The sequence below is a fragment of the Gordonia sp. SCSIO 19800 genome, assembly GCF_018132775.1.
Lineage (GTDB): Bacteria > Actinomycetota > Actinomycetes > Mycobacteriales > Mycobacteriaceae > Gordonia > Gordonia hongkongensis.
This window is the reverse complement of the sequence record NZ_JAGRQM010000004.1, coordinates 24,430-50,301: the sequence shown is the minus strand read 5'-3', so window position 1 is coordinate 50,301 and position 25,872 is coordinate 24,430. Positions and strand designations below refer to the sequence as shown.

At 67.0% G+C, this 25,872-nt stretch carries 23 protein-coding genes and 1 tRNA gene; 12 read left to right on the top strand and 12 right to left on the bottom strand.

Annotated elements, in window-relative coordinates; genetic code table 11:
- Positions 1-14 precede the first annotated feature (14 nt).
- From KB201_RS05865 to KB201_RS05850, 4 genes are all read right to left on the bottom strand, one after another.
- Complete coding sequence (locus KB201_RS05865; RefSeq protein WP_058250974.1) at positions 15-689, bottom strand: helix-turn-helix domain-containing protein; 675 nt, start codon at positions 687-689, stop codon at positions 15-17.
- 195 nt (positions 690-884) lie between these two features.
- A complete protein-coding gene (locus KB201_RS05860) occupies positions 885-1,757 on the bottom strand; it encodes an exodeoxyribonuclease III (RefSeq protein ID WP_058251135.1) in 873 nt (290 codons plus the stop codon).
- A 28-nt stretch (positions 1,758-1,785) separates the two neighbouring features.
- Entirely contained in the window at positions 1,786-2,955 is a 1,170-nt protein-coding gene (locus tag KB201_RS05855; protein ID WP_211538589.1) for a Fic family protein, read from the bottom strand.
- A gap of 333 nt (positions 2,956-3,288) precedes the next feature.
- Positions 3,289-3,376, bottom strand: a tRNA-Ser gene (locus KB201_RS05850).
- A gap of 76 nt (positions 3,377-3,452) precedes the next feature.
- Here KB201_RS05850 and KB201_RS05845 point away from each other — a divergent pair.
- The gene (locus KB201_RS05845; protein ID WP_211538588.1) at positions 3,453-4,424 is read left to right on the top strand and encodes an NAD(P)H-quinone oxidoreductase; all 972 of its coding nucleotides are present in this window, start codon (positions 3,453-3,455) and stop codon (positions 4,422-4,424) included.
- Positions 4,425-4,432: 8 nt separating this feature from the next.
- Here the strand turns inward: KB201_RS05845 and KB201_RS05840 are convergent, their stop codons facing one another.
- Together KB201_RS05840 and KB201_RS05835 are read right to left on the bottom strand one after the other, a co-directional pair.
- Entirely contained in the window at positions 4,433-4,855 is a 423-nt protein-coding gene (locus tag KB201_RS05840; RefSeq protein WP_211538587.1) for a MarR family winged helix-turn-helix transcriptional regulator, read from the bottom strand.
- A gap of 143 nt (positions 4,856-4,998) precedes the next feature.
- Positions 4,999-6,195 (bottom strand): cysteine desulfurase-like protein, encoded by a 1,197-nt coding sequence (locus tag KB201_RS05835; protein WP_165629184.1) that lies wholly within the window; start codon positions 6,193-6,195, stop codon positions 4,999-5,001.
- 60 nt (positions 6,196-6,255) lie between these two features.
- On the opposite strand from KB201_RS05835, the gene KB201_RS05830 reads away from it, so the two are divergent.
- The 4 genes from KB201_RS05830 to KB201_RS05815 all read left to right on the top strand — a co-directional run bounded on the left by KB201_RS05830 (position 6,256) and on the right by KB201_RS05815 (position 9,534).
- Positions 6,256-6,816, top strand: a complete 561-nt coding sequence (locus KB201_RS05830) for a bacterial proteasome activator family protein (protein WP_165629185.1) — start codon at positions 6,256-6,258, stop codon at positions 6,814-6,816.
- A gap of 86 nt (positions 6,817-6,902) precedes the next feature.
- Positions 6,903-7,766 (top strand): ABC transporter permease, encoded by an 864-nt coding sequence (locus KB201_RS05825; RefSeq protein WP_065631226.1) that lies wholly within the window; start codon positions 6,903-6,905, stop codon positions 7,764-7,766.
- An 11-nt stretch (positions 7,767-7,777) separates the two neighbouring features.
- A complete protein-coding gene (locus tag KB201_RS05820) occupies positions 7,778-8,617 on the top strand; it encodes an ABC transporter ATP-binding protein (protein ID WP_068971148.1) in 840 nt (279 codons plus the stop codon).
- On the top strand, positions 8,614-9,534 hold the full coding sequence (locus KB201_RS05815) for a glycosyltransferase (RefSeq protein ID WP_165629186.1): 921 nt from the start codon (positions 8,614-8,616) through the stop codon (positions 9,532-9,534). Before KB201_RS05820 ends, KB201_RS05815 begins: the two co-directional genes overlap by 4 nt.
- Positions 9,535-9,707: 173 nt before the next feature.
- On the opposite strand, the gene KB201_RS05810 is transcribed toward KB201_RS05815, so the two are convergent.
- Positions 9,708-11,135: a DHA2 family efflux MFS transporter permease subunit gene (locus KB201_RS05810; protein ID WP_165629187.1), complete on the bottom strand. Its 1,428-nt coding sequence runs from the start codon at positions 11,133-11,135 to the stop codon at positions 9,708-9,710.
- Entirely contained in the window at positions 11,120-11,947 is an 828-nt protein-coding gene (locus tag KB201_RS05805; protein ID WP_165630744.1) for an acyl-CoA thioesterase II, read from the bottom strand. Before KB201_RS05805 ends, KB201_RS05810 begins: the two co-directional genes overlap by 16 nt.
- A gap of 54 nt (positions 11,948-12,001) precedes the next feature.
- Here KB201_RS05805 and KB201_RS05800 point away from each other — a divergent pair, with 54 nt between their 5' ends.
- The 6 genes from KB201_RS05800 to KB201_RS05775 all read left to right on the top strand — a co-directional run bounded on the left by KB201_RS05800 (position 12,002) and on the right by KB201_RS05775 (position 19,448).
- The gene (locus KB201_RS05800) at positions 12,002-12,475 is read left to right on the top strand and encodes a helix-turn-helix domain-containing protein (protein WP_165629188.1); all 474 of its coding nucleotides are present in this window, start codon (positions 12,002-12,004) and stop codon (positions 12,473-12,475) included.
- A 132-nt stretch (positions 12,476-12,607) separates the two neighbouring features.
- Positions 12,608-13,486: a TIGR03619 family F420-dependent LLM class oxidoreductase gene (locus tag KB201_RS05795; RefSeq protein ID WP_068972004.1), complete on the top strand. Its 879-nt coding sequence runs from the start codon at positions 12,608-12,610 to the stop codon at positions 13,484-13,486.
- Between the two features lie 166 nt (positions 13,487-13,652).
- Positions 13,653-15,263: an ABC transporter substrate-binding protein gene (locus KB201_RS05790; protein WP_068971996.1), complete on the top strand. Its 1,611-nt coding sequence runs from the start codon at positions 13,653-13,655 to the stop codon at positions 15,261-15,263.
- Position 15,264: 1 nt separating this feature from the next.
- Positions 15,265-16,230, top strand: coding sequence for an ABC transporter permease (locus tag KB201_RS05785; RefSeq protein ID WP_068971997.1), 966 nt, complete (start codon positions 15,265-15,267; stop codon positions 16,228-16,230).
- Positions 16,227-18,860: a dipeptide ABC transporter ATP-binding protein gene (locus KB201_RS05780; RefSeq protein ID WP_211538586.1), complete on the top strand. Its 2,634-nt coding sequence runs from the start codon at positions 16,227-16,229 to the stop codon at positions 18,858-18,860. The genes KB201_RS05785 and KB201_RS05780 overlap by 4 nt, the downstream gene beginning before the upstream one ends.
- Positions 18,861-18,935: 75 nt before the next feature.
- Positions 18,936-19,448: a GtrA family protein gene (locus KB201_RS05775; protein ID WP_307848044.1), complete on the top strand. Its 513-nt coding sequence runs from the start codon at positions 18,936-18,938 to the stop codon at positions 19,446-19,448.
- A 49-nt stretch (positions 19,449-19,497) separates the two neighbouring features.
- Here KB201_RS05775 and KB201_RS05770 read toward each other — a convergent pair whose 3' ends face one another.
- Entirely contained in the window at positions 19,498-20,328 is an 831-nt protein-coding gene (locus KB201_RS05770; protein WP_211538585.1) for an aldo/keto reductase, read from the bottom strand.
- A gap of 61 nt (positions 20,329-20,389) precedes the next feature.
- Between KB201_RS05770 and KB201_RS05765 the strand changes: the two genes are divergently transcribed.
- The gene (locus KB201_RS05765; protein ID WP_211538584.1) at positions 20,390-21,982 is read left to right on the top strand and encodes an NAD(P)/FAD-dependent oxidoreductase; all 1,593 of its coding nucleotides are present in this window, start codon (positions 20,390-20,392) and stop codon (positions 21,980-21,982) included.
- A 27-nt stretch (positions 21,983-22,009) separates the two neighbouring features.
- Here the strand turns inward: KB201_RS05765 and KB201_RS05760 are convergent, their stop codons facing one another.
- From KB201_RS05760 to KB201_RS05750, 3 genes are all read right to left on the bottom strand, one after another.
- Positions 22,010-22,327: a hypothetical protein gene (locus KB201_RS05760; protein ID WP_211538583.1), complete on the bottom strand. Its 318-nt coding sequence runs from the start codon at positions 22,325-22,327 to the stop codon at positions 22,010-22,012.
- 77 nt (positions 22,328-22,404) lie between these two features.
- Positions 22,405-25,380, bottom strand: a complete 2,976-nt coding sequence (locus tag KB201_RS05755; protein WP_211538582.1) for an RND family transporter — start codon at positions 25,378-25,380, stop codon at positions 22,405-22,407.
- Positions 25,381-25,848, bottom strand: a complete 468-nt coding sequence (locus KB201_RS05750; protein ID WP_223259011.1) for an MmpS family transport accessory protein — start codon at positions 25,846-25,848, stop codon at positions 25,381-25,383.
- Between the last annotated feature and the right edge of the window lie 24 nt (positions 25,849-25,872).

Below are 25,872 nucleotides of genomic sequence, written 5' to 3'. Positions count from 1 at the left end.
GGTGCCCGCGGCGCTCACGCCGGTCGCGGGACCGCCGACGAGAGGCTCTGCCCGATCCACGACGGCACGTCTCGTGCCACCTCCGCGGCACCGTGGATCTCGACGCGGTCGGCGGCGAGCGCCAGACGCCAGTCGATGTCGCCCCGCCAGATCTCGGTGAGAGTACGCAGATCGGTCATCACGGTGGCGTCGAGTTCGTAACCGGGGTCGAAGTCGCACACCTGCGCCTCACCACCCGCGACGACCAGCCACCATGTGCTCGCCTTGCCGATGACATCGCGAAAGACGAACTGCACCATGGTGCGTCGTCGCGGCCACCGGTCGACCGGGACGGTGCGGTGCATGTCCCACATGAGCAGATGCGGGTCGAGGTCGGCGTCGCCCAGCTCGCCGATCCAGCGGATTCCCCACGCGCTCAGTGCCTCTACGACCGTGGCGAGCTCCTCGCCCATCGTCGTCAACGTGTACACCGAACGACCGCCGACAACGCTGCGGTTGATCACCCCGGCACGTTCCAGACTGCGCAGGCGCTTGGTGAGCAGAGCCGGCGACATCTTCGGCACCCCGCGTCGCAACTCGTTGAAATGCCGACTGCCCAAGAGTAGTTCGCGGACGATGAGGATCGTCCAGCGCTCGTCGAGCAATTCCATCGCCTTGGCCACCGGACAGAACTGTCCATACGATGTCATCGCAGCCTCCCCACTGCTGGTAGAGCCGGCGCCACCTCTTGCCGGTTGAGCCGGTCGGGTGAGCTACAACCACCGCTGGGTGAGCCGCAGCCGCAACCGCAACCACCGCTGGTTGAGCCGGCACCGAGCGCCAGCGAGGCGCCGAGTCGAAGCCACTCGGCGACCACCATCGATCAGGGACGCGGGAGCCCCGGATCACAGCTCGGCGTACTCGACGACCAGCGGGGCGTGATCGGACAGCCGAAGGTCCGGCGACGCCTCCTTGTCGACCACCACCGAGCGCGCCCGCCGGGCAAGCGCGGGCGAGGCGAGCTGGTGGTCGATGCGCCACCCGACGTCCTTGACGAACGACGCCCCCGCCCAGCTCCACCAGGTGAGCGGTCCGGGACGGTCACCGTGCAGGGCGCGTACGACGTCCACCAGCCGGCGCGGACCGGTGATCTCGCCGAACCAGGCGCGTTCTTCGGGAAGGAAGCCCTCCATCTTGCGGGCCGCGCGCCAGTTGGTGACGTCGTGTTCGAGGTGTGCCACGTTGAGGTCGCCGAGGAGTAGAAACTCTCGGCCGGCGCGGCGGGCGGTGAGCCGGTTGCGCGCGAGCTCACGGGTGAACCCGGCCAGAAAGCGTTGCTTGCGTGCGTATTTGGCGCCGCCGTCGGGCGCCTCGCGCATCGAGCCGGGACGCTGCAACTCGGCCGGGAGTCCACCCTTGGGCAGATAGAGACTGGCGACCGTCAGTGGACGATCGGCGAGATCGACCTCGACGTAGCGACCCTCGTGAGCGAAAGCGGACAGCCCGCGAGCCTTCGGCGGATGGGTCAGCCAGGTGCGCACCGCGGCCGGCTCATTTCTGGTGAGCACCGCGACGCCGTTACGTCCCGCGATGGAGCCGACGTCGACCGCTGCGTGGTAACCGTCGAACTCACCGACGTCGTCGATGCCACACCGCAGTTCCTGTAGTCCGACCACGTCGGGCTGTCGTCCGGCGAGCCAGGCGTCGAACCCCCGACGGCGCGCGGCGCGGATCCCGTTGACATTGAACGACGCAACGGTGAATCCACCGGTGCTCATCATCTTTCTCCTCTGGCCTCGGTGTCGCTCAGTACTCCAGGGCAGTCAGGACGGCATCGCACTGAAAGATCCGGTCGTACCGGCCAGCGGTACGCTGTCGAAGAATTTTCAGGTCCACTAACTTCGCTATCGCAGAGTTCGCTGCTTGGTACGAAACGCCGTACAACTTCGAAGCGAGGGTGGCCGTGATCATTGGGTACCCCACCAAGTCGTCAGCGATGCGCAGTGCGACGCCCTTCGACCCGCGCAGTGTCAGCTGGAAGCTCTCGCGAAGGGCGAGTAGCCGATCGACTCGGGCCACAACCTCGAGAGCCTCGGCGTGAATTGCTGCAGACATAAAGCAAATCCACGTGTCCCAGTCCCCCGTCTGTGACACGCGAAGCAATCCTTCTTGATACTCAGAGCGCCTCTGCACAAGCCATGGAGACAAGTTCAGGATGGGGTATCGCAACTCGCCCGCGCACATGAGCTGCAAAGTCGCGACGAGCCGACCCAAGCGACCGTTTCCGTCGTGAAACGGGTGGAGCGTCTCAAACTGGTAGTGAGACACAGCAACACGGATGATCGTGGGCACGTCGTTGACCTCGCGTATCCACGCTTGCCAAGCTTCCAAGCCATCGGTCAAACGATGGTCCGCTGGAGGCGGAACGAAGCGGGCCGAATCCACACGCCGGTTGCCGACACCTATGAAGACCTGAGAGGTGCGCACGCTACCGGCGTGTGCACCGTCACTGGGTGTGCCTCGGAGTAGTTCAGCTTGCAGGTCTTCGAGCATTCGGATGGAGATCGATCGGCCTTGACCGATCATCTCGTAAGCGCGCTCCGCTGCGGTTACGTAGTTTCGAACTTCACTGACTGAGCTGGTCATCTCGTCGTTGTCAAGGAAGTCCGCCTCGAACACGTCCGACAGTGCCGCGTAAGTCCCTTCTAGAGCCGACGTGCTGACTGCCTCGCGGCGCGTCGCCGGCCGCGCCAGCAGTGTGGGATTGGGGAGCAGCGAAGAAGCCTGATCTGCTCGGGCGAGCGCTGCGGTCGCTTCGACAACGACCGAGTACGTCGACGCCTGCAACTCGAAACCCGCAGGCAGTCTGTTGGGGACGTAGCCGAAGTACTTGTACTCCTCGTTGAACCGAGGGTCGTAACCCCTGATGGGCACTAGCTCCCCGACCGGGCTGTTTCTCAATCTCTCGAGATCCACTGGGTGATCCAACCTTGAAAACCAACGATGTGATTTCAAGGTTAACGCACTAACCTTGAAATTGGCCCCGTCAATTTCAAGGTTCACCGCAGCCCTGGAAAGCGGGTCCGTCGAGCACCGATGCAGTGAGGTGAGGCCAACTCGCGGGCCGCATCGACGGTCGCCACAGAGACTGTTGCTCAAACACCCTGATGCAGGTCATGCCGCTGGACGACGATCTGAAGGCCGTCGTCAACGCCGCAGACCGTCAGGCATCTGCCGGCGTCGAGCAGTCAGGGCACGGGTGGCGCGGACTCAGGCGGCTGGCTTGCCTGCGCAAACAAGTAACACTTCTGGCGGAAGCGGAGGGATTTGAACCCCCGGTGGTTTTACCCACGCTCGCTTTCAAGGCGAGTGCATTCGGCCGCTCTGCCACGCTTCCCTGACGAGCAAGGTTACACACGAACCTAGGACCGGACCTGCCTGGCACTCGGGTGCGCTGTGACACCATCGAAGAGGTGAAAGCCATCGTCGTCGAATCAGAGAACCTGTCCCTGTCCGATGTGCCCGACCCGACTCCCGCGGCCGGCGAAGTCGTGATCGATGTGGTCGCGGCCGGCGTCAACCGCGCCGACATCCTGCAGCGTGCGGGCAACTATCCCCCGCCACCCGGTGCGTCGGACACCCTCGGACTCGAGGTCTCGGGGCGGATCTCGGCGCTCGGCGACGGGGTCAGCGGCTGGTCGGAGGGCGACGAGGTGTGCGCGCTGCTCGCCGGCGGCGGTTACGCCGAGAAGGTGGCGGTCCCGGCCGAGCAGCTCCTGGCGGTTCCCAAGGGCGTCGACCTGGTGTCCGCGGCGGCGCTGCCCGAGGTGGCGTGCACGGTGTCGTCGAACATCTTCGACACCGCGCATCTGACCACCGGCGAGCTCCTGCTGATCCACGGCGGGTCCAGCGGCATCGGCACCCACGCCACCCAGATCGCGCACGCGATGGGCGCTCGCGTCGCGGTGACCGCCCGCACGCAGGACAAGCTCGAGCGCTGCCGCGAGTTCGGCGCCGACATCCTCATCGACTACTCGAGCCAGGACTTCGCCGAGATCCTCCAGGACGCCGGCGGCGCTGACGTCATCCTCGACATCATCGGCGCGAAGTATCTGAAGTCGAACCTGAAAGCACTGCGCACTGATGGACGCCTCGTGATCATCGGCATGCAGGGCGGCACCACGACCGAGATCAATCTCGGACATCTACTGGCCAAGCGGTTGTCGGTGATGGGTACGACGCTGCGCGCCCGGCCCGTACACGGTCCCGGCGGCAAGGCCGAGGTCGTGGCGTCGACCCTGACCCGGACCTGGCCGCTGATCGAGGCCGGCACGGTCGTACCCGTCGTCGATCGCGTGTTCCCGCTCGCCGACGCCGACGCCGCGCACGACCATCTCAACAGCGGTGACGTGGTCGGGAAGGTGCTGCTGAGCGTCGCGGGCTGAGCGGGGGCTCAGTCGGTAGCCGCGGGCTCCGCGGCGTCGACGGCCTCCCGGATCTTGCGGAACGCGACGCCGAGGGCGGTGAACTCCTCCGGGGTCATCGCGTCGACGACGAATTGCCGGATCACCTGATCTCGGGCGTTCACATGGAGGGCGAGGGTGCGCCGACCGTGATCGGTCAGACGCACGAGTCGGTGTCGGCCGTCGGCCTTCGACTCGAACCGGTGGATGTTGCCGTCGTCGCTGAGCCGGCCGATCATGCGCGACACCGTGCTGACCCGCATGTGCACGGCGTCGGCGACCTCGCTGACGCTCAACTGCCGGTTGGTACAGACCGCTTCGAGAATGCGCAGATCGGATACGGACAGGCCCCGTTTCGCGAACTCGTCGTTGACGCGGGCGAAGAGCGCCCAGCCGCCGTCGACGAGGTTCATCCAGCTCTCGGCCTCCGCAGCGGTGAGCGACCGGGGCGGGCCCTTTTCTGGACCATCAATCGTTTTTGCCGACACAGCATGACGACATACATTGTCGTTAACCCAAACAACACCATAGTGAATTTCGGTAGGGTTGCCGGGCTTCAGGCCAATGAACCCAGCGTTCGCACCAGGTGATCGACCTCGTAAGGCGTCGAGTACGGGGCCAGCCCGACCGTGACGGCACCGCCGAAGTCGGGTGCACCCATCCGAGCCAGGGCGCGGTTGGGAAGGTCGGCGAGTGCGCAGACACCGTTGTCGGCCAGACGCCGGACGACCTTGTCGGCACCCACCGACTCCACGGTGAAGCTCGCCAGCGGTATCCGATTCTCCTCGGTCCCCACGAGGTTCACATGGTTGAGCTGGGAAAGGGTCGTGACCAGGTAATAGTTGAGGCGCTGCAGATACTCGTACACACCGTCCATCGACGTGACGAGACGCCGCCGGCGCTTGCCGATCCCGGACTCGTCGAGTCCCGCGAGATGTTCCACCGACGCGACCAACCCGGCGAGCATCGCGCCCTGCTGCGGTTCGGGTTCGAGCCGGGCGGGTCCGCGCGCGGACGGGTCCATCGACATCAGCTTCAGCCGGTCGATCAGGTGGGGTTCGCGGAAGGCCATGGCCGCCATGCGCGGACCACCCCACCGCTCGGCCGAGACGACGAGGACGTCGGCACCCAGGTCGTGGATGTCCAGGCTGATGTACGGCGCCGCGTTGGTGGCGTCGACGACCAGAAGCGCGCCGGCTTCGCGGACCAGCGGCGCGATCTCGCTGATGTCGGTGACGGCCCCGGTCGTGGACGACGCGAGGGTCACCGCGACGACCTCCGTATCGGGCGTGACGAGATCGCCGAACTGCCAGGCCGGTAGTCCGCCGGTCTCGACGTCGACCTCGGCCCAGCGAACCCGGCCGCCGTAACGATCCGCCGCGCGCAGCCACGGCACGATGTTCGGCTCGTCATCCTGACGCGTGACGACGACGTCACCCCGCAGCCACGCATGCGGCGCGAGGGCCTCCGCCAGACCGGCCAGCAGCACGTACCGCGACGGTCCGAGCACCACACCCGCGGCGTCTCCGCCGACGAGATCGGCGATCGCGCGCCGGGCACCGTCGACCACCTCCGCGCTCGTGCGAGCCGACGGGTAGACCCCGCCCGGGGCGGCGGACAGAGAGCGGAAACTGGTGGTCACAGCGGTCGCGACCGAATCGGGGATCTGCATCCCCGCCTGCGGGTCGAGGTGGATCCAGCCGTCGCCGAGCGATGGAATCAATCCACGCACGTAGGCGACGTCGAAAGCCATGGGCACGAGGATAGACGTCGGCCATCTGCCGTTTCGCGGTGTCCGGGCACAATGGGACGCATGGCTATCGAAGGCACTCCAGGACCCGGCCCCACCTCAGGACCGTTCGGCTCGGCCGGCGACTCCGACAACGTGATCGTCGTCGGCGCGGGCACGGATGGGCAGATGGACGGCGAGTCGTCGGAATCGACCAGCGTCGCCGACATGGTCGAGCAACCCGCCAAGGTCATGCGCATCGGCACGATGATCAAGCAGCTGCTCGAAGAGGTGCGTGCGGCTCCTCTCGACGACGCGTCGCGCAATCGCCTGCGTGAGATCCACCAATCGTCGGTGCGTGAACTCGAAGAAGGCCTCGCGCCCGAGCTGCGCGAAGAACTCGAACGTCTCGCACTCCCCTTCTCCGACGAGGGCACCCCGTCGGATGCCGAGCTCCGCATCGCCCAGGCCCAGCTCGTGGGCTGGCTCGAGGGACTGTTCCACGGCATCCAGACCGCACTGTTCGCCCAGCAGATGGCCGCTCGAGCCCAGCTCGAACAGATGCGTCAGGGCGCGCTTCCGCCCGGCATGCCCGCCCCCGGTGGTGCCGGCGGACCCGGCCACAGCACGGGGCAGTACCTCTAGGTCGCCACACCGGGATCAACCGGCTCAGGGTCACCCGCTCAACCGGCAGCGGGCAGCGGATGGGCCGAGGGGTACGCTGACTCCTCGTGTCAGCGGTAGTAGACGACGACGCGATCCCCGCGCGTCCCCAGGGCTCTGATTCGCGCAGCTTCGCGCGCGCGGTCAAGGACCTCCGCGACGGTTTCGCGAGCCGCGAACTGTGGTTCCACCTCGGCTGGCAGGACATCAAGCAGCGCTACCGACGTTCGGTCCTGGGACCGCTGTGGATCGTGATCGCGACCGGTGTGACCGCGATCGCGATGGGTCTGCTCTACGGCGAGCTCTTCGGCATGGACATCAGGGTGTTCCTGCCGTACGTCGCGCTCGGCTTCATCTTCTGGAACTTCATCTCGAGCTCGATCCTCGAGGGCTCCGAGGTCTTCTCGAAGAACGAGGGCCTGATCAAACAGCTTCCGGCCCCCGTGAGCGTGCACGTCTACCGCGTGGTGTGGCGAGCGCTGATCATCTTCGCGCACAACGTCGTCATCATCGTCATCCTGTTCCTGATCTTCCCGCCGCCGCTCAACTGGACCGTCACGCTGATCGTCCCGGCCCTCGCGCTGTATGTGGTCAATTCGATCTGGGTGACGATCGTGTTCGGCATCCTGTCGACCCGATTCCGCGACATCGGCCAGCTCCTCACCACCGCGGTGCAGCTGGTCTTCTTCATGACGCCGATCATCTGGACGACGCAGAGCCTCGGGAACGCGACCGGCGAGGCGTCGTCGAGATTGAAGCTCGTCGAGCTGAACCCGATGTTCCATTATCTGGAAATAGCGCGCGGACCGCTGCTGGGCGAGCCGGTCGAGTTCTACCACTGGGCCGTCGTCCTGGGCTGCACCGCCGTGGGCTGGGTGCTGGCCATGCTGGTGTTGCGCAACTACCGGGCCCGCGTGGCGTACTGGGTGTAGGGACGGATTCGATGGCCAGGAACAACGATCTCGGAGACAACCGCGTCCGCGTGGACACGTGGGACGCGTGTGTGGACTTCCCGATCTTCGACGCCAAGACCCGGTCGCTCAAGAAGTCGGTCATCGGCGCGGCCGGCGGCGTCATCGGCTCCACCGAGTCGAACGTGGTCGTCGTCGAGGCACTCAAGGACATCAACCTGCACCTCAAGCACGGCGACCGGATCGGGCTGGTCGGCCACAACGGCGCCGGCAAGTCGACGCTGCTGCGTCTGCTGTCGGGCATCTACGAACCCACGCGCGGCGCCTGCCGGGTGCACGGCCGGGTCGCCCCCGTCTTCGACCTCGGCGTCGGCATGGACCCCGAGATCTCCGGCTACGAGAACATCATCATCCGCGGCATGTTCCTGGGCATGACGCGCAAGGAGATGCTCAAGAAGATCGACGACATCGCGGAGTTCACCGAGCTCGGCGACTACCTGCAGATGCCGCTGCGCACCTACTCCACCGGTATGCGGGTGCGCATCGCACTCGGCGTGGTGACCTCCATCGACCCGGAGATCCTCATCCTCGACGAGGGCATCGGCGCCGTCGACGCCGACTTCATGCGCAAGGCGCGGGGTCGGCTCCAGGCGCTCGTCGAGCGGTCGGGAATCCTGGTGTTCGCCAGCCATTCCAACGAGTTCCTGGCCCAGCTGTGCGACCGCGCCCTGTGGATCGACCACGGACAGGTCCGCATGGAAGGCGGCATCGAAGAGGTCGTCGAGGCGTACGAGGGCCCCGACGCCGCGGCACACGTCCGCCGGGTGATCGCCGACCTGGAGAAGGCGGACAAGAAAGGGACCCCGGAGTGACCGACGGCGCCGTCGCTCCGAAGGTCGTCGCGGTCGTGGTCACGCACCGTCGCGCGGAGTTGCTCGCCGAGTCGCTGGCCGTGGTCTCTGGCCAGGACCGGCCCGTCGACCATCTGATCGTCGTCGACAACGCCGACGAACCAGAAGTCGCCGAACTCGTTGCGGCACAGCCCGTTCCGACGACCTACCTCGGGTCGAGACGCAATCTCGGCGGTGCCGGCGGATTCGCGCTGGGCATGCTGCATGCGCTCGCCCTCGGCGCCGACTGGGTCTGGTGCGCCGACGACGACGGCCGACCCGACGGTCCGACGGTTCTCTCGACGCTGCTCGACTGCGCCGCACGGCATGATCTCGACGAGGTGTCGCCAGTGGTCGCCAACCTCGACGACCCGGACACCCTCGCCTTCCCGCTGCGACGCGGACTCGTGTGGCGCCGTAAGCGGTCCGAGCTTTTTGCCGACGGTGAAACCCAGGACGACGATCTGCTGCCCGGCATCGCGTCGCTGTTCAACGGCGCTCTGTTTTCCGCACGGTGCCTCGAGCAGGTGGGCGTGCCGGACCTGCGGCTGTTCTTCCGCGGCGACGAGGTGGAGGTGCACCGTCGGTTGGTCCGCTCGGGCGTACGGTTCGGCACCTGCCTTCGCGCGGGATACCTCCACCCCGACGGCTCGGCGGAATTCCGACCGATCCTGGGCGGTCGCATGCACACCCAGTACCCCGACAACGACACCAAGCGGTTCTTCACCTACCGCAACCGCGGCTACCTGATGAGCCAGCCCGGACTCCGGAAGCTGTTGCCGCAGGAGTATGCCCGCTTCGGTTGGTTCTTCCTTGTGCAGCAACGCGATCCGAAGGGCTTCGCCGAGTGGGTGCGGCTCCGCGGCCTCGGTCGCCGAGAGCGGTTCACGCGGCCCTGAGGTGTTGATCCTTCACTGCTCCCTGAGCTGCGAGCGAAGCGCTTCACGAAGGGTTTCACAAGGCACGTCACCATGCCCTTCGAGGCTCGTCGACCTCGACGCGCTCCTTCGTCGCTTGCTCGGCCCGGCGGCTTGCGCTCCTCACACCTCAGGGAGCAATGGGTCCTCACACCTCAGGCAGCGGAATTCAGCACCGCGCGCGGGGTCATCCCCAACGCCGAGATCGCGCCCAGCGCAGCGATTCCCGCGAGTACCCACCAGGCGGTCAGGAACGAGTCGTGCACATCGGCGTACACCGCCGAGGTGCCGATGATCGCGACCAGCAAGCTGACGCCCAGGGACATGCCGATCTGACGACTCATGTTGACCACCGCGCTCCCGGTCGCGGCCTGATCTGCGGGGAGGTCGGCGGTCGCCGAGGACAGGATCGACGGCAACGCGAAGCCCACTCCGACACCGCCGACCAGCCAGCCAGGCAGGAACTCGGTGGCGAAATCCGGTGTGGCGTCGACCGACAGGGCGATGAGGGCCGACCCGAGACCGAAGAGCACACAACCGAAGGCGACGAGTCGCCCCACCGGGACCCGCGCACTGAGGCGATGCGACACGGCCGCGAAGATCGGGACCATCAGCGGTCCGGTTGACACCGCGAGACCCGTCACGATCGGCGAGAAGCCCCAGACCTGCTGCAACCACAGGATGTTCGCGAGAAGTGCGCCGGCGAACGGGATGGAGAACAGCAGCATCGTCACGTTCGCGACCGAGAAGGCCCGGATCCGCAGCAGTGCAGGCGAGATCACCGGTTCGGGATGACGCGCCGAACTGAGGACGAAGCCGACGAGCCCTACCCCGGCGACGATCCACGCACCGGTGATCCGCGCGTCCGTCCAACCCCACTCACTCCCCTGGACCAGACCGAGTGTCAAGGCCCCCACCGAGACGACCAGGAGAAGCGCGCCCAACGCGTCCGGAAAGCCACTGGCCGAGACGTTTTGGGGGCGGGACAGTACGATCGCCCCGGCGACGATCGCCGCCACGCCGACGGGCACGTTGACCAGAAACACCCAGCGCCACGACGCCTCGACGAGAAGACCGCCGACGGCCGGCCCGAAGGCCGCGGCCAGGGCGCCGGTGGCCGCCCAGATGCGCACCGACCGGGCCCGACGTTCCGGCGGCAACGTCGCCACGACCAGACCCAGGCTCGCCGGGGTCAGAATCGCCGCGCCGAGTGCCTGCAGTGCGCGGAATGCCACCAGCCACCAGACGCCCTGCGCCGCGGCACATGCCGCACTCGCCGCGGTGAAGATCGCGAGACCGAGCAGGAAGCCGCCCTTGCGGCCGTACCGATCGACGATCCGGCCCGCCGGAACAAGGAGCGCCGCATACAGGATGGCGTACGCGTTGAGGATCCAGGACATCTGGGACAGGGTCGCGCCGGTGAAGTCGGCGCCGATGTCGTCGAAGGCGACGTTGACGATGAAGACGTCGAGGCTGGCCATGAACGCCGCCCCGGACAGGATGAGCAGGACGAGGCCGGGCCGCGCGACAGTCGGCGCCGGCGTCGCCGGGCCGCTTCGAGTGACCGTCATCGGACCGGCCATCCGAGAACCCGGCGACTCTGGCGCGCGGAGGCGAGGAGCCGGCCGCCGCGGTCGCGCAGCGTGGTGTCGTCGACCGACCAGCCGCCGGACGTCGAGGTGTTACGCGTATGGACGAGAATCGGCGCCGGAGTGGCGTCGTCCAGCGGCGCCGTCACATGCATGGAGAATGCCACCGTCGGAAGTGCAAGCGGCGCAGTCAGAGTCGGGAAGACGGCGGGCGGTAGGCAATCCGCCAGCAGGGCCAGGTAACCTGCGTCGACGGCCATCGGGGTTCGGGTGGTGATCCATGCCCGCATCCAGGCCTCGTCGGCTCCGGTGAGCGCGAGCGGACCGTCGACCGGTCGCACATCGAGCTGCGCGCCCATCGGCACGATCTCCGGGGGAATCATGAAGGGGTCGAGCCCTTCCGGGCCGGGAACGCCCGCGACCCGGTCGATGACATCGGCAGGTGCGGATTCCCCGACCCGCCCGGTCGTGACTGATGCCGACGCGATGTCGACACCCGCCTGGGTGACCGTGACGTCGACGACCCTCGTGTGCCGACCGACCTCCCGGACCGTCGGCGTCAGGAGCAACTCCCCGCCGTCGGGCTTGCCGACGAATCGCAGATCGAGAGCGCGCACCGTCGTACCCGGCGCTGCATCGGCGCCGACCCGGACGGCCAGCGCCGCGATGGCACCACCGTGCGGGCCCGACCATCCCCACCAGGAACGGTCGATGGTCGCCGACCATCGACCATCTCCGGTCGGGGTCGCTCCGAAACTGTCCAACAATCCGTCATCAATGGCTTCTTGCCTGCTGAGTTGCTTCACGCAACTCATGCAAGCAGATTGAGTTGCGTCACGCAACCCACTACTCTCGATCCCATGCGCCGCGCCTCATTCGCCGAGATGAACTGCTCGATCGCCCAAACTCTGGAGATCGTCGGCGAATGGTGGACGCTGCTGATCGTCCGGGACGCGATGTTCGGTGTGACGCGATTCGACGAGTTCTCGTCGCGGCTCGGCATCGCGCGCAACGTGTTGACCCAGCGACTGGACACCCTCGTCGAACACGACATCCTGGCGAAGGAGCCGTACCAGGACAACCCGGTGCGCTACGACTACCGCCTCACCGAGAAGGGCCGGGACCTCTGGACGGTTCTGGCCGCGTTACGTCAGTGGGGTGACCGGTGGACCGCCGAGGACGGCGCACCAGTGGTGTCGACACACTCCTGCGGCCAGACGATGACGGTCGAGCCGACGTGCTCGGCATGCGGCGAGCGAATCGGCACCGGCGAACTACGGGTACACCCGGGCCCCGGCGCGACTACGGACAATCCCCTCGCGGGGCTTCGCTGACCCTGGGCGCCACCAGCCGACAATTGCCATCCCCCTGCGCGCTGGAGACCTGCGACGATGACGAAGTCCATGTCGAATAACTAGAACGTGTTCTACTGTGGACGGAGTTTCACTGCCGTCCCGAGGAGCATGATGCGGTTCACGTATGCCGAGGCCATGACCGATCCGTCGTACTACGCGCCGCTCGCGCAGGCCGCCGAAGCCGCGGGGTACGCCGGCTTCACCATTCCCGACTCGCTGGCCTATCCGGAGGAATCGGACGCGAAGTATCCGTACACCCCCGACGGCAATCGCGAGTTCCTCGACGGCAAGGCGTTCATCGAGACCTTCATCCAGGCCGCGGCGCTCGGCGCGGTCACCTCGACCATCCGCTTCACCCCGTTCGTGGTGAAGCTGCCGGTCCGCCCGCCCGCGCTGGTCGCCAAGCAGGCCAGCTCGGTGGCGTACCTGACGAACAACCGCTTCGCGATGGGCGTCGGCACGAGTCCGTGGCCCGAGGACTACGACTTCATGGGCGTGGACTTCAAGCGCCGCGGCAAGCGGATGGACGAGTGCATGGACATCATCCGCGGCCTGACCACCGGCGAGTACTTCGAGTTCCACGGCGAGTTCTACGACATCCCCAAGATCAAGATGACCCCCGCGCCCACCGAACCGATCCCGCTACTCGTGGGCGGTCACGCCGACGCCGCGCTGCGTCGCGCGGTCATCCGCGGCGACGGTTGGATGCACGGTGGCGGTCCGCCCGAGGAGCTCGAGACGCTGCTGGACCGGATCAACGAGATCCGCAAGGCCGAGGGAAAGACCAACGATCCGTTCGAGATCCACGTGATCTCCATGGACGCCTACACCGTCGACGGATGTAAGCGGCTGGAAGACAAGGGGATCACCGACGTGATCGTCGGTTTCCGGCTGCCGTATGTCATGGGCGACGACACCGAGCCGCTGCAGACCAAGATCGACCATCTGAACTGGTACGCCGACAACGTGATCGCCAAGGTCAACGGCTGATCGTCCTGCCCCTCCCGGCATTCTCCGCCCTGCCCTGGGGTATGGCACGGTTGCACCACCTGTACCGCTGGGGCACACTGCACAGCGGGGCGCCCCACGCATGCCGTGGCGCGTCCGACGTGCGGTGAGACTCCGAGGCGAACACTCGCCGGGCGGGAGGACAGTGATGACCGATTCGCCGAGCGGGTCGGTGTATTCATCTGTGCGCGAGCAGCTTCCGCCGCGCAGACCCGACGTTCTCGATCGCCGCGGGTTCCTTCGCGTCGCCGGTGTCGCCGGAACCGCCTTGCTGGGCACGTCCGTGCTGGCCGCATGCGGTGGCGGGTCGTCGGACACCGTCAACACCATCAAGGCCGCCATCGCCGGTGAACCCGACCAGCTCGACCCGCAGAAGTCCAGCTCCTACTTCACCTTCGAAGTACTCGAGAACGTCTTCGACACCCTCGTCGAACCCGACGAGCAACTCCAGATGCGGCCGGCACTGGCCGAGAGCTGGGAGGTGAGCCCCGACGGCCTGCAATGGACGTTCACGCTGCGCGACGGGGTCACGTTCCACAACGGCGACCCGCTGACCGCAGCCGATGTCGAATACTCCTTCCGTCGGATCATCGACGAAGAACTGTCCAACGCATACAAACTCGAGGCCATCGCGTCGATCACCGCCCTCGACGACCGTCGGGTCCGGTTCACCGTCAGCGCACCGACCCCCAATCTGCTGACCAGCATCGGCGGGTTCAAGGGGCTGGCCATCGTCAACCGCCGCAACGTCGAATCCGGTGAGATCACGACCAGGCCGATCGGCACCGGGCCGTTCTCGTTCGTCTCCCGGTCGCCGGGCGCATCCATCGTGTTGGCGTCGAATCCCGACTACTGGGGTGGGGCGCCCGCCGTCGACGGCGTGCGCTACAGCTTCATCTCACAGGGAACGACCGCGGTGTCCGCACTACGGTCGGGTGAGATCGATTGGACCGACGCCATTCCCGCCCAGCAGCTCAGCATCCTGCGCCGCGACGACACACTCGATGTCGGGACCGTGGTCGCCAACGACTACTGGTACGTCACGATGAACTTCGACGCCCCACCGTTCGACGACACCCGGGTCCGCCAGGCGGTCGCGTATGCGATCGACCGGGACTCGATCGCGCAGGTCGTCGGATACGGGACCGCGACGCCCAACGAGCTCGCGATCCCCTCGACCAGTCCCTGGTTCGCACCCTACGACCGCTATACCGCCGGACTCGACCGCGACGCCGCCGTCGCGAACGCCAGAGACCTGCTCCGGCAGGCCGGCATCCGCGGACTCGACATGCGCCTGATGGTGACCACCGAGTATCCCGAGACGGTGACGGCGGCGCAGGTGATCGCGTCGAACCTCGCCGACGTCGGGATCGACGTCCGGATCGAACAACTCGACTTCGGCGCATGGCTCGACCGCCAGGCCGCCGGCGACTTCGACGCCCTGCTCCTGGGCTGGCTGGGCAGCATCGACCCTGACGACTTCTACTACGCCCAGCACCATTCCAAGGGCACCTCCAACGCACAGAAGTACTCGAATCCCGAGGTCGACGCCTTGTTGGACCGGGGCCGAACCGAACTCGACGTCGAGGCCCGCAAACGGATCTACGCCGACGCCGCGAGCATCATCGCCGACGACGTGAGCTACCTCTACCTCTACAACCCGTCGTCGACCCAGGCTTTTGTGACGCAGCTCCGGGGATATGTCGTCCGACCCGACAAGGCCATCCGGTTCCGCGATGCCCGGCTGGAGAGGAGCTGAGATGACCGCATTGCACTCGCCGCTGGCGCGCTTCATCATCGTGCGGCTGCTCTACACGGTCGCGGTGTTGCTCGGCGTGATCGTCGCGGTGTTCTTCCTGATGCAGGTCGTGCCCGGTGATCCCGTCCGCATCGCACTCGGCACCCGCTACACCCCGGAATCGTATGAGGCCCTGCGCAGCGCCTCCGGACTCGACCAGCCGCTCGCATCACAGCTGGTGAACTATGTCGGCAGTGCCTTCACCGGCGACCTGGGCGTCAGCTTCCGCAACAGCGAACCGGTCACGACGATGCTCTTCGATCGGCTTCCCGCCACCATCACACTCGCGACCGCGGCGATCGTCGTCGCATTGCTCATCGCCGTCCCTCTCGGTTTCTGGGCGGCACTGCGGGAAGGTCGGTTGGCCGACAACGTCATTCGCGTGGTGAGCCAGTTCGGGATCTCCGTGCCCGACTTCTGGATGGGCATCCTGCTGATCGGTCTCTTCTCCACCGCGCTCGGCTGGTTACCATCGGCCGGGTACCAACCCTTCGCCGACGACCCACTCGGTTGGCTCGAACACCTCGTGCTGCCGGCGATCACGGTCGGGGTCGTGACGGGGGCGATCATGACGCGATACGTGCGCTCGTCGGTGCTCGACGTGGCGAACGCACCGTTCGTGACGACGGCCGAATCGAAAGGGCTGAGCACCAAGCGTGTTCTCCTCGATCACGTCGGACGCAACGCGCTCGTACCCGTGCTGACCATCTCCGGTATCCAGTTCGCAGGTCTGCTCGGCGGTGTCATCGTCGTAGAGGTCGTGTTCGCCTGGCCCGGACTGGGTCTGCTGGTCTACGACTCGGTCGCCGCGCGCGACTACCCGGTTCTACAGGGTGCGATCCTGCTCATCGCGGTGATCTTCCTGGTCGTCAACCTCGTCGTCGACATCCTCTACGCCGTCATCGATCCCAGGATTCGACTGTCATGACCCTCACCTCACCCGACCCGCCGGAGCCCGGTACCGGAGTCGACGACGAACCGGCCGGCACCGAGCTCAACAGCGGAACGTCGACCGATTCGGCCTGGCGATTGCTGCTACGCAACCGCACCTCGGTGATCGGGCTGATCATCATCGCAGTCGTCCTCGTGTGCGCGGTGTTCGGTCCGCTCATCGCTCCATACGGCGCCAACGAGATCGACGTCCCGAATGCGCTGCAGGCACCCAGTTGGTCCCATCTCTTCGGGACCGACGACCTGGGTCGCGACGTCTTCTCCCGGGTGGTGCTCGCCGCGTCGGTGAGCATGCGCGTGGCGGTCATCGCAGTGGCGATCTCCCTCACCGTCGGCGTGATCCTCGGTATGGTCGCCGGTTTCGCCGGTGGCGTCCTCGACACCGCGCTCATGCGGATCGTCGATGTGGTCTTCTCTTTCCCGGTACTGCTGCTCGCGCTGGCCATCGTCGCCATCCTGGGACCGGGAGTCACCTCGGCGATGATCGCGATCGGCGTCGTCTACATACCGATCTTCGCCCGGGTGGCGCGCGCCGACACCCTGCGTGTGCGACAGACCCAGTACGTCCAGGCGTCACGCACGATGGGGGTGGGGACACCGGCCATCCTCATGCGGCATGTGCTGCCCAACATCTCGGGTCCGGTCATCGTCCAGACCTCCATCTCGCTCGCGTTCGCGATCCTGTCGGAGGCGGCGCTGTCGTTCCTCGGTCTGGGCGTCCAGCCGCCGGACCCGTCGTGGGGCCGGATGCTCTTCGACGCACAGGGGTTCATCACCACCGCCTGGTGGATGGGTGTGTTCCCCGGTCTGGCGATCCTCGTGACGGTCTTCGCGTTCAACCTCGTCGGCGACGGCGTACGCGATGTGCTCGACCCGCGCCAGCGCACGCTGCTGCGCAACCGCGGGTACGAACGCAAGTCGCCGACGGTGACCACACCGTCGACCGCGAAACACGTCAGCTCCGACGGATCGGTGCTGCGCGTGGAGGACCTCGTCGTCGGTGTCGGTCCGCGAGAGATCGTGCACGGCATCAGTTTCTCGGTCGCGCCGGGTGAGACGCTCGGGATCGTCGGGGAGAGCGGATCGGGCAAGTCGCTCAGTGTGCTGTCGGCCACCGGTCTCTTCGACGCGCCCAGCGCCTACGTCCGCGGGTCGGCCCGCCTCGGCGACACCGAAATCGTCGGCGCCACACCGGCGAAACTCCGGGCCCTCCACGGTTCGCGAGTCGGCTTCGTTTTCCAGGACCCGTCGTCGAGCCTCAATCCCCTGCTCACCGTCGAACAACAACTGACCGAGGGTCCGCGCCGGCATCTCGGCCTCTCGCGGGGCGAGGCGCGCGAACGGGCCCTTACCCTGCTGCGCGACGTGAACCTGCCCGACCCCGAAAGCCGTTTGCGCGCATACCCGCATCAGTTGTCCGGCGGCCAACGGCAGCGCGTCATGATCGCGATCGCGTTGGCCTGCGATCCGGAACTCCTCATCGCCGACGAGGCCACCACCGCACTCGACGTGACCACGCAGGCACAGATCATCGACCTCGTCGCGAAACTACAGCGCGAGCGCGGTATGGCGGTGGTCTGGATCAGCCACGACCTCGGCGTCATCGGGCGGATCGCCGACCGGGTGATGGTGCTGCGATCCGGCCGGATCGTCGAGAACAATGACGTCACAACGCTGTTCGACGACCCGCAGGACGAGTACAGCCGCACACTGCTGGACTCACGTCCGCTGTTGAGCAAGGTCACCGAACGTGATGGCGCGTCGCCTCTTCAGAAGCGAACCGACGCCGACCCACTGCTCCGCGTCACGGGGCTGGGCGTCGACTATGTGGTCCGCGGCCCGTCGGGGCGCCGGGTGGTGCACGCCGCCGACGGGGTGGACCTGCAGGTCGCTCGTGGCCGGACGCTCGGGATCGTCGGCGAATCGGGTTCGGGGAAATCGACCGTGGCCGGCGTCATCACCGGCCTCATCACGTCCGCCCAGGGCACGACGGTGCGGGGCAGCGTGACCGTCACCCTCGACGGCCGGAGGGTCGAGGCCATCGGGGCGCGCGGCGCCGACGAAGCCCTGCTCCGACGCCGCGTCGCCATGGTGTTCCAGGACCCGGCCGCCTCGCTCGATCCGCGGATGACGGTGGCGGCGTCGATCGCCGAACCGCTGCGGACGCACGGCCTCACCGACGGCCGGGACGGCACGCGGAGTCGTGCCGAAGAGTTGCTCGCCGACGTCAGCCTCGACGCGTCATTCCTCGACCGCTATCCGCACGAGATGTCCGGCGGCCAGCGACAGCGGGTGAGCATCGCCCGCGCGCTGGCGTCCGACCCGGAGGTCCTGATCCTGGACGAGTCGACGGCGTCGCTCGACGTGTCGGTGCAGGCCAGCGTCCTCGACCTGCTCGCCGAGCTCCAGCGTCAGAAGGGGCTGACCTATCTGTTCATCGCGCACGACCTGGCCGTCGTCGAGCAGATCAGCGACACCGTCGCTGTGATGCAGCACGGGAAGGTCGTCGAGAGCGGACCGGCGTCGACCATCCTCCACGACCCCGCGACCGACTACACCCGCGCACTGCTCGCGGCCATCCCGCCGGAGGTCCCGCAGCGGGCCTGACCCGTCGACTGTGCGTCGCAACCCCGCCACGCCCGTCGGCACGGTTGCCAGGGCGTCGTCGGCTAGGGTGTCAGCGTGTCTCGACCCGACCCTGGTGACCACGTCCGCGATGACGAAGAACCGAGCCACGAGGACTTCGCCACGCGCCATGCGCCGATGCCGATCGAGCTGCCCCTCGACGACGAAGAGGCGTCGCCGAACGTCGGTCTGAAGACTCAGCTCGTTCGCTTCGTCATCACCGGCGGGTTCTCCGGACTTCTGGACTTCGGGCTGACGATCCTCCTGCAATACGGCCTGGACCTGCCGTTCTGGCCCGCGAAATCCGCGGGGTTCATCCTCGGCACCACCGTCGCGTACCTGCTGAACCGTCGATGGACGTTCCGAGCCGAACCGAGCATGGCGCGGTTCGTGTCGGTCGTCGCGCTCTACGTGGTGACCTACTTCGTCAACGTCGGCATCTACACGCTTCTGTCGCATGCCTGGCAGGAGACGCTGCTGTACAGCTTCGCGGCGTACGTCGTCGCCCAAGGCACGGCGACGGTCATCAACTTCGTCGTCCAGCGGATGGTCATCTTCAAGATCCGCTGACCCGAGAACGCACGGTCAACGAAAGCGGACGCCCAGTCGACGGGCGGGGTCAGAACTCCTCGTCGACGTCGGAGTCACGGGCGGCGCGCTCACCGCGGTCGAGGGTGGCGAGTTCGGCCAGGTCGGCGGGGTCGAGAGCGAAGTCGAACAGGTCGGCGTTCTCCACCTGGCGGCCGGTGTGCGACGACTTCGGGACGACGCTGATGCCGTTCTGCACCGACCAACGCAATGCGATCTGCGTCGGCGACTTGCCGTATTTGCGCGCGATCCGGAGGATGACCGGGTCGGCGAGCAGGCCTTCCTTGCGGCCGGTCGGATGCCACGCCTGAGCATGAATACCCTTGTAGGACATGAACTCCCGCAACTCGGTTCGCGGCAGCGACGGTGAGCACTGGATCTGATTCAGAACCGGCCAGCGTCCAGTCTCGTCGAAGAGCATCTGCAGGTGGTGCTGTTTGAAGTTCGAGACGCCGGGTGTGCGGACGTATCCCTCGTCGGCGAGCGTGAGCAACGCTTTCCAGGAATCGACGGTGCGGCCCAGGCTCGGGCACGGCCAGTGGATGAGGTAGACGTCGATATGCGCGACACCGAGCCTGCGGGCGCTCTCCTTGGCGGCGTTGATCGCCTCGTCGAAACCCTGGTCGCCGCCGCTCAACTTGGTCTGCACGACGATCTCCTCGCGCGGGACGCCGGTGCCGTGCAGCCCCATCCCGACACTCAGCTCATTGCTGTACCGGGGCGCGGTGTCGAGGAGGCGGTAACCGGACTTGATCGCCGAGCTGACGGCACTGACAGCCGGCCGGCCGAGCATGTTGTAGGTGCCGAGCCCCACCAGGGGGATCGAGGTGCCGTTGCTGAGCTCGACCGAGGGGATGTCCACCGCATCAGGATATGTCGACAACCACATCCTGCGCCGCCGGTCGATCTGGAACGCTTGACCGATGAGCACCGGAGACGACGCGTCGTACGACGACATCGTGGTGGGCGCGGGACACAACGGCCTCACGGCTGCCGCCTACCTCGCTCGTGCCGGCCGGCGTGTGCTCGTCCTCGAGAAGGCCGACCACGTCGGCGGCGCCACGGTGTCGGCGACGCCGTTCGCCGGTCTCTCCGCGCGCCTGTCGCGGTATTCGTACCTGGTCTCGTTGATGCCGCGCGAGATCATCGCCGACCTCGACCTCGACGTCACACTCATCCGACGCCGCTATTCGTCGTACACGCCCCTGCCGTCGGATCCGGCGCGCGGCATCGTCGTCGACAACCTCGACGACGATGCGACGGCCGCGTCGTTCCGGCGGGTGACCGGCTCCGACCTCGGCTTCACCGCGTGGCAGTCGTTCTACCGTCGGCTCGGTGTGGTCGCCGACCGCGTCTTCCCGACCATGACCCAGCCGTTGCGGGCCGCCGCCGACATGCACGACCTCGTCGTCGGCCCAGACAAGTCCACCACCGACACGTCGACCGCCGAACTGTGGGAGGCGCTGACCACGCTGCCGCTGGGCACGCTGCTCCGTCAGTACTTCGACGACGACCTGATCCGCGGGATCGCCGCCACCGACGGACTCATCGGCACCTTCGCCGACCTCGATGATCCGTCCCTGCGCCAGAACATCTGCTTCCTGTACCACGTGGTCGGCGGCGGGACCGGCGACTGGGACGTCCCGGTCGGCGGGATGGGCGCGGTGTCGGGTGCGCTCTACCAGGCGGCGACCTCGGCGGGAGCCGAGATCAGAACGGGCGTCGAGATCACCGGCGTCGATCCCGGCGACGGGACCGTCGAGACGACGAGCGGCACCTTCCGCGGTTCGATGCTCTATGCCGCGTGCGCGCCGCAGGTGTTCAACACGTTCCTCGACGGGACGCCGATCCCCTGCGAGCCGGACGCCCGCGGGTCGCAACTCAAGATCAACCTGCTGCTCGACCGACTACCGCGACTCCGCGACGGGTCGACCCCGCCGGCGTCGGCATTCGCCGGGACCTTCCACATCAACCAGACCGCCACCCAGCTGCACGACGCGTGGCGGCAAGCGAATCGTGGTGAGGTGCCGGATGTCCCGCCGTGCGAGATCTACTGCCACACGCTCACCGACCCGTCGATCCTGGGCCCGGAGCTCGCGGGCAAACACACGCTGACGCTCTTCGGGCTGCACATGCCACCGGAGGTGTTCGACGAGCCCGGCGCCGTCGAGCACGCTGTCGGCGCGACCTTCGCCTCGCTCAATTCGGTGCTGGGGGAACCCATCCAGTCGGTGATCGCGCACGATGCGAACGGCCGGCCGTGCATCGAGGCAAAGACCCCGCAGGACCTCGAGGACGCCGTCGGACTGCCCGGCGGACACATCTTCCACCGGCCGCTGCAGTGGCCGTGGGCCGAGACCGTGTCGGAGGTCGGCCGGTGGGGCGTGGAGACCCCGCATCCGCGACTTCTGTTGTGCGGAGCGGGCGCTCGTCGCGGAGGCGGGGTCAGCGGTATCCCGGGCCGTAACGCCGCGGCGGCAGTGCTGGGTGCGGGCGTGCTCGAATTACCTCGTTAGACGTCACGGCCGGACCTCCACGCCCGGTCAGTCACCCTCGATCTTCTGCGCATTCGCCCACCGGCGTCCCGGGTCGCCGCCCCACGCATCCCAGGCCACGCGTCCCGCTGTCGGGAAACCGTCCTCGCCGTTGTTGAACCCGGTCGCGTTCTTGTCCACCTCGTGGCGAGAGAAGTAGTTGCGCATCTTCTTGATCTGGTCGTCGTCGACGTCCTTGCCGTCGGCCAACTGGTGGGCCCGATGACGGCCGGTGTCGGTGAACCCCTTACCCGCCTTGCCGTCGTCGATCCATCGCACCGCGCGCTGGGCAGCCTCCTGGACGTCCTTGGGTGGCTTGTGACTCATCTGCCGTGCTCCTGTCGTCGGGTCGTGAGATATCCGCGTGCCCGCCGGAGCCAGGCGCCAAACCCGTCGACCGGGCCCTATGAGCGCATCTCGGCGAGGGGACGGTCATCGGCGATGGTCGTCGTGGCCCGATCCGCTCCTCGCGCGGGTAGCGACACGAACGGCGTCGGCCACCAGAACCAGCGACCGGACAGTCGCGCGATCGCCGGCATCACCAGTGTGCGGACGAGAAGGGTGTCGATCAGCAGTCCGATCGCCACGGTCGTGCCGATCTGCGCGACGTTGTGGGCGTAGCTGGCGAGCATGGCCAGCATCGTGATCCCGAAGGTGAGTCCGGCCTGGGTGACCACGCTGCCCGTACCGACCATCGCGCGGATCAGACCGGTTCCACCGCCCGCGCCGTACTCCTCACGAAAACGACTGAACAGCAACATGTTGTAGTCGGCACCCACGGCGACCAGAAAGGTGAACGCGATGGGTGCGACCGACCAGTGCAGTGGATTGCCGATGAGGCCCTGCCACAGGAAGACTGAGACACCCATCGCGGACAGATAGGAAAGCCCGACGGTCCCGATCACCGCGAGCGCGGCGACCAGACTGCGCAGCAGGAAGAGGACGACGCAGAACACGAAGGCGAACGCGGCGACGACAATCGCGATGAAGTCCTCGTGCGCGAACGACTCGATGTTCAGCAGCGTGCCGCCCGGCCCGCCGATGCTGACGGTCGATCCGGCGAGCGAGGTGTTCTTGATCGCCGCCAGTGACGTCGGGATCACCTCCGCGCTGACGTCCATCGCGTCGCGGCTGAAACCTTCGCGCTGCGGCGTGACGATCATCCGGGTCGCCTTGCCGTCGTCGGAGAAGTAGTAGGGGATGCCGCTCTGGAAGAGCGGACTCTCCAGCGCCTGGCTGGGTAGGAAGAACCCGCCGGAAGCGGGACTGCCCGCCGAGTACGCCCCGCTGACCTCGTCGAGGAAGTCGGTGATCTCGCCGATCTGCGGCAGCAGGGCCCCCAGGGTCGTGCGTAGCGGGCCGATCAGCTCGCGGATCTCGGTGACCGTCGCGCGCAGCGTCGGGATCTGCGCGGCCGCAGTGGGCAGCGCATCGCCCAGGGAACGAGTGCCGCTCGCCAGTTCCCGCACGGAATCACGCAGTGCGGGAACGTCATCGAGCACCGAAAGTCCGGTAAGCGCGGTACGGCACGCGTCGACACCCCGGCACTGCGGGACCGATTCGACGAGTCCACGCACCGGCGCGATCCCCGCCGACAGTTCGTCGACCTTGGTGAGTGTCGACTCGCTCGTTCGTTGCAATTGCGCAGTGGCATCGGACAATGAGCCCGCGCCGGCCGCCCCTTGCTGCAGCGCGGTGTCGAGGCCGTCGATGGCGGTGTCCAGGCGATCGACCGTTGCACCGATTGCGTCGAGTTCGGAGATGCGGTCGCGCAGAAGCGATGTCATCTGTCCGAAGCGGTTGCCGATGTACCCCGCCTGCGAGGTGAGGGTGCCTTGGTCGAGGGTCTCCCCGAGGGGTCGGGTGATCCCCTGCACCGCGTTCACGCCGTCGATCGAGGCGACGGCATCGGTCATCTGCGCGAGAGCGATCAGATCCGCCGCATTGCGCATGTCATGGTCGGATTCGACGATGAGCACGCTCGGCGCCATGATGTTCGGCGGCAGGTGCCTTTCTGCCGCAGCGAAACCCACGTTCGCCGGCGAGTCCGCCGGCTGGGCGCGACGTTCGTTGTAGCTCGGCGCGTACATCGCGAGCGGGATGATCATGACGGCGAGAACAGCGAGTGCCGCGGCGAGTATCGGGCCGGGCCAGCGGGCGACCGTGGTCCCGATCCGGCGCCAGCGGCGTGGCGACGCCGACTCGCGAGGCTCCACGAACCCGAGCCGGGTGGCGAGGGCCAGGACCGCGGGGCCGAGGGTGAGCGCAGCCGCGAGGGTGATGAGAATGGCTATGGTGCAGGGTAATCCCGAGGTGCTGAACATCGCCAGACGCGTTGCCGCGAGGCACGCCATCGCACCGGCCACTGTCAGCGCCGACGCCACGACGATGTGCTGTACGCCGGCCAGTGCGTCGTAGTAGGCGTCTTCGGGGTCACGTCCCTTTCGGCGCGCCTCCTGATATCGGCCCACCAGGAAGATCCCGTAGTTGGTGCCCGCGCCCAGGACGATCACCGCCGACAGCGCCGCGGCGAAGATCGAGACCTTGATGACCTCGTTCTCGGCCAGGAAGGAGATCGTTGCGCGGGCCACGGCCAACGCCAGCCCCACCCCGAGCAGTGGCACCATCGCGGTGACGACGGACCGGTAGACCAGCAGCAACACGGCACCGACCAGCAACGCGCACACCGACACCAGCAGGATGATGGAGTCGTTGATCGCGACCATCTCGTCGTTGACGACGGCCGACGGCCCGGTGACGTGCACGTCGATGCCGGGTGGCGGCGTCGACGCGGCGATGGTGTCACGCGCTGCCTGGGTCGATTCCATGGCGAGCGCGGTGCCCATGTTGCCGGCGAGGTTCACCAGGACGTAGGCGACGTGGCCGTCGGCACTCTGCGCGGCCGGGGCGAGGTCGGGGTTCGACCACAGGTCCATCGCAGAGTTGACGTGCTCGGTGTCCGCGGTCAACTCGGCCAACAGGTCGGTGTAGTACGTACGGGATTCGGGCCCAAGGGGTTCGTCGCCCTCCATCAGGACGTAGACGAAGTTGTTGCTGCCCCCGCCGCCGAAGTACTCACCCATCTTGACGAGCGCCTGCACGGACGACGCCTCGTCGGGCAGGAAGGACTGCGCATGTTCGGTGACCGTCGATTCCAGTTGCGGTACAACGATGTTGAGACCACCTGCGATGAGAAGCCAGATGACGATGACCGGTACCGAACACGCGTAGAGAAATCGTGCGAAACGTGGCCGAGCAGAATCTTTGTCGCGCAGTACCTCACGATGCACCGGCCGCCGGACCTCCGCGGCGAGCCCACGCCTGAGTCGAGCGAACCGCTCACGTGCGGTCATCGATCGCTCCCCGTCCTCGGCGCTCATCTACGCCACCGGGACCAGACAATTGGCGACCGTACTGCCATCGGAGCCCGACCCCGTTTGACGTACCCGCTCGAATCCGTTGACCCGCACCGCACATGACAGCGCTCCTCGACCGGACGATTGGGTCAGGACACCGACAGACGACGTCAGTTCCCGCGTACGGAGAATCACTCGCCACGGAACGGACACCTTGTCGTCGACGACCCGTCCCCCGGGCTCGATGTAGGACACCCGCGCTGACGAGCCCGCCGGGCCGGTCACCACGTACTCGATCGACTTGTCGCGCACGACGCCCGCCTCAGGCGCCGCCGGCGAGTGGCCGATCGCCCGGTCGGGGATCTCACTCAGGCGCAGCTTGCCGACGTAGAACGCCGACACGGACATCACCGCGATGACCACCAGAACGACCCACCACGAGCCTGCGTACGCGACGGACTTCTTCATCGGACCCCCATCGACATCAGACATCCGCGTCTCGACCTGGCCTTATGC

Coding starts and splice junctions, on each gene's coding strand:
- KB201_RS05865 (WP_058250974.1), bottom strand. CDS start 689: ATGACATCGTATGGACAGTTCTGTCCGGTGGCCAAGGCGATGGAATTG.
- KB201_RS05860 (WP_058251135.1), bottom strand. CDS start 1,757: ATGAGCACCGGTGGATTCACCGTTGCGTCGTTCAATGTCAACGGGATC.
- KB201_RS05840 (WP_211538587.1), bottom strand. CDS start 4,855: ATGAACCTCGTCGACGGCGGCTGGGCGCTCTTCGCCCGCGTCAACGAC.
- KB201_RS05835 (WP_165629184.1), bottom strand. CDS start 6,195: ATGGCTTTCGACGTCGCCTACGTGCGTGGATTGATTCCATCGCTCGGC.
- KB201_RS05830 (WP_165629185.1), top strand. CDS start 6,256: ATGGCTATCGAAGGCACTCCAGGACCCGGCCCCACCTCAGGACCGTTC.
- KB201_RS05820 (WP_068971148.1), top strand. CDS start 7,778: ATGGCCAGGAACAACGATCTCGGAGACAACCGCGTCCGCGTGGACACG.
- KB201_RS05810 (WP_165629187.1), bottom strand. CDS start 11,135: ATGGCCGGTCCGATGACGGTCACTCGAAGCGGCCCGGCGACGCCGGCG.
- KB201_RS05800 (WP_165629188.1), top strand. CDS start 12,002: ATGCGCCGCGCCTCATTCGCCGAGATGAACTGCTCGATCGCCCAAACT.
- KB201_RS05795 (WP_068972004.1), top strand. CDS start 12,608: ATGCGGTTCACGTATGCCGAGGCCATGACCGATCCGTCGTACTACGCG.
- KB201_RS05790 (WP_068971996.1), top strand. CDS start 13,653: ATGACCGATTCGCCGAGCGGGTCGGTGTATTCATCTGTGCGCGAGCAG.
- KB201_RS05785 (WP_068971997.1), top strand. CDS start 15,265: ATGACCGCATTGCACTCGCCGCTGGCGCGCTTCATCATCGTGCGGCTG.
- KB201_RS05780 (WP_211538586.1), top strand. CDS start 16,227: ATGACCCTCACCTCACCCGACCCGCCGGAGCCCGGTACCGGAGTCGAC.
- KB201_RS05765 (WP_211538584.1), top strand. CDS start 20,390: ATGAGCACCGGAGACGACGCGTCGTACGACGACATCGTGGTGGGCGCG.
- KB201_RS05760 (WP_211538583.1), bottom strand. CDS start 22,327: ATGAGTCACAAGCCACCCAAGGACGTCCAGGAGGCTGCCCAGCGCGCG.
- KB201_RS05755 (WP_211538582.1), bottom strand. CDS start 25,380: ATGAGCGCCGAGGACGGGGAGCGATCGATGACCGCACGTGAGCGGTTC.
- KB201_RS05750 (WP_223259011.1), bottom strand. CDS start 25,848: ATGTCTGATGTCGATGGGGGTCCGATGAAGAAGTCCGTCGCGTACGCA.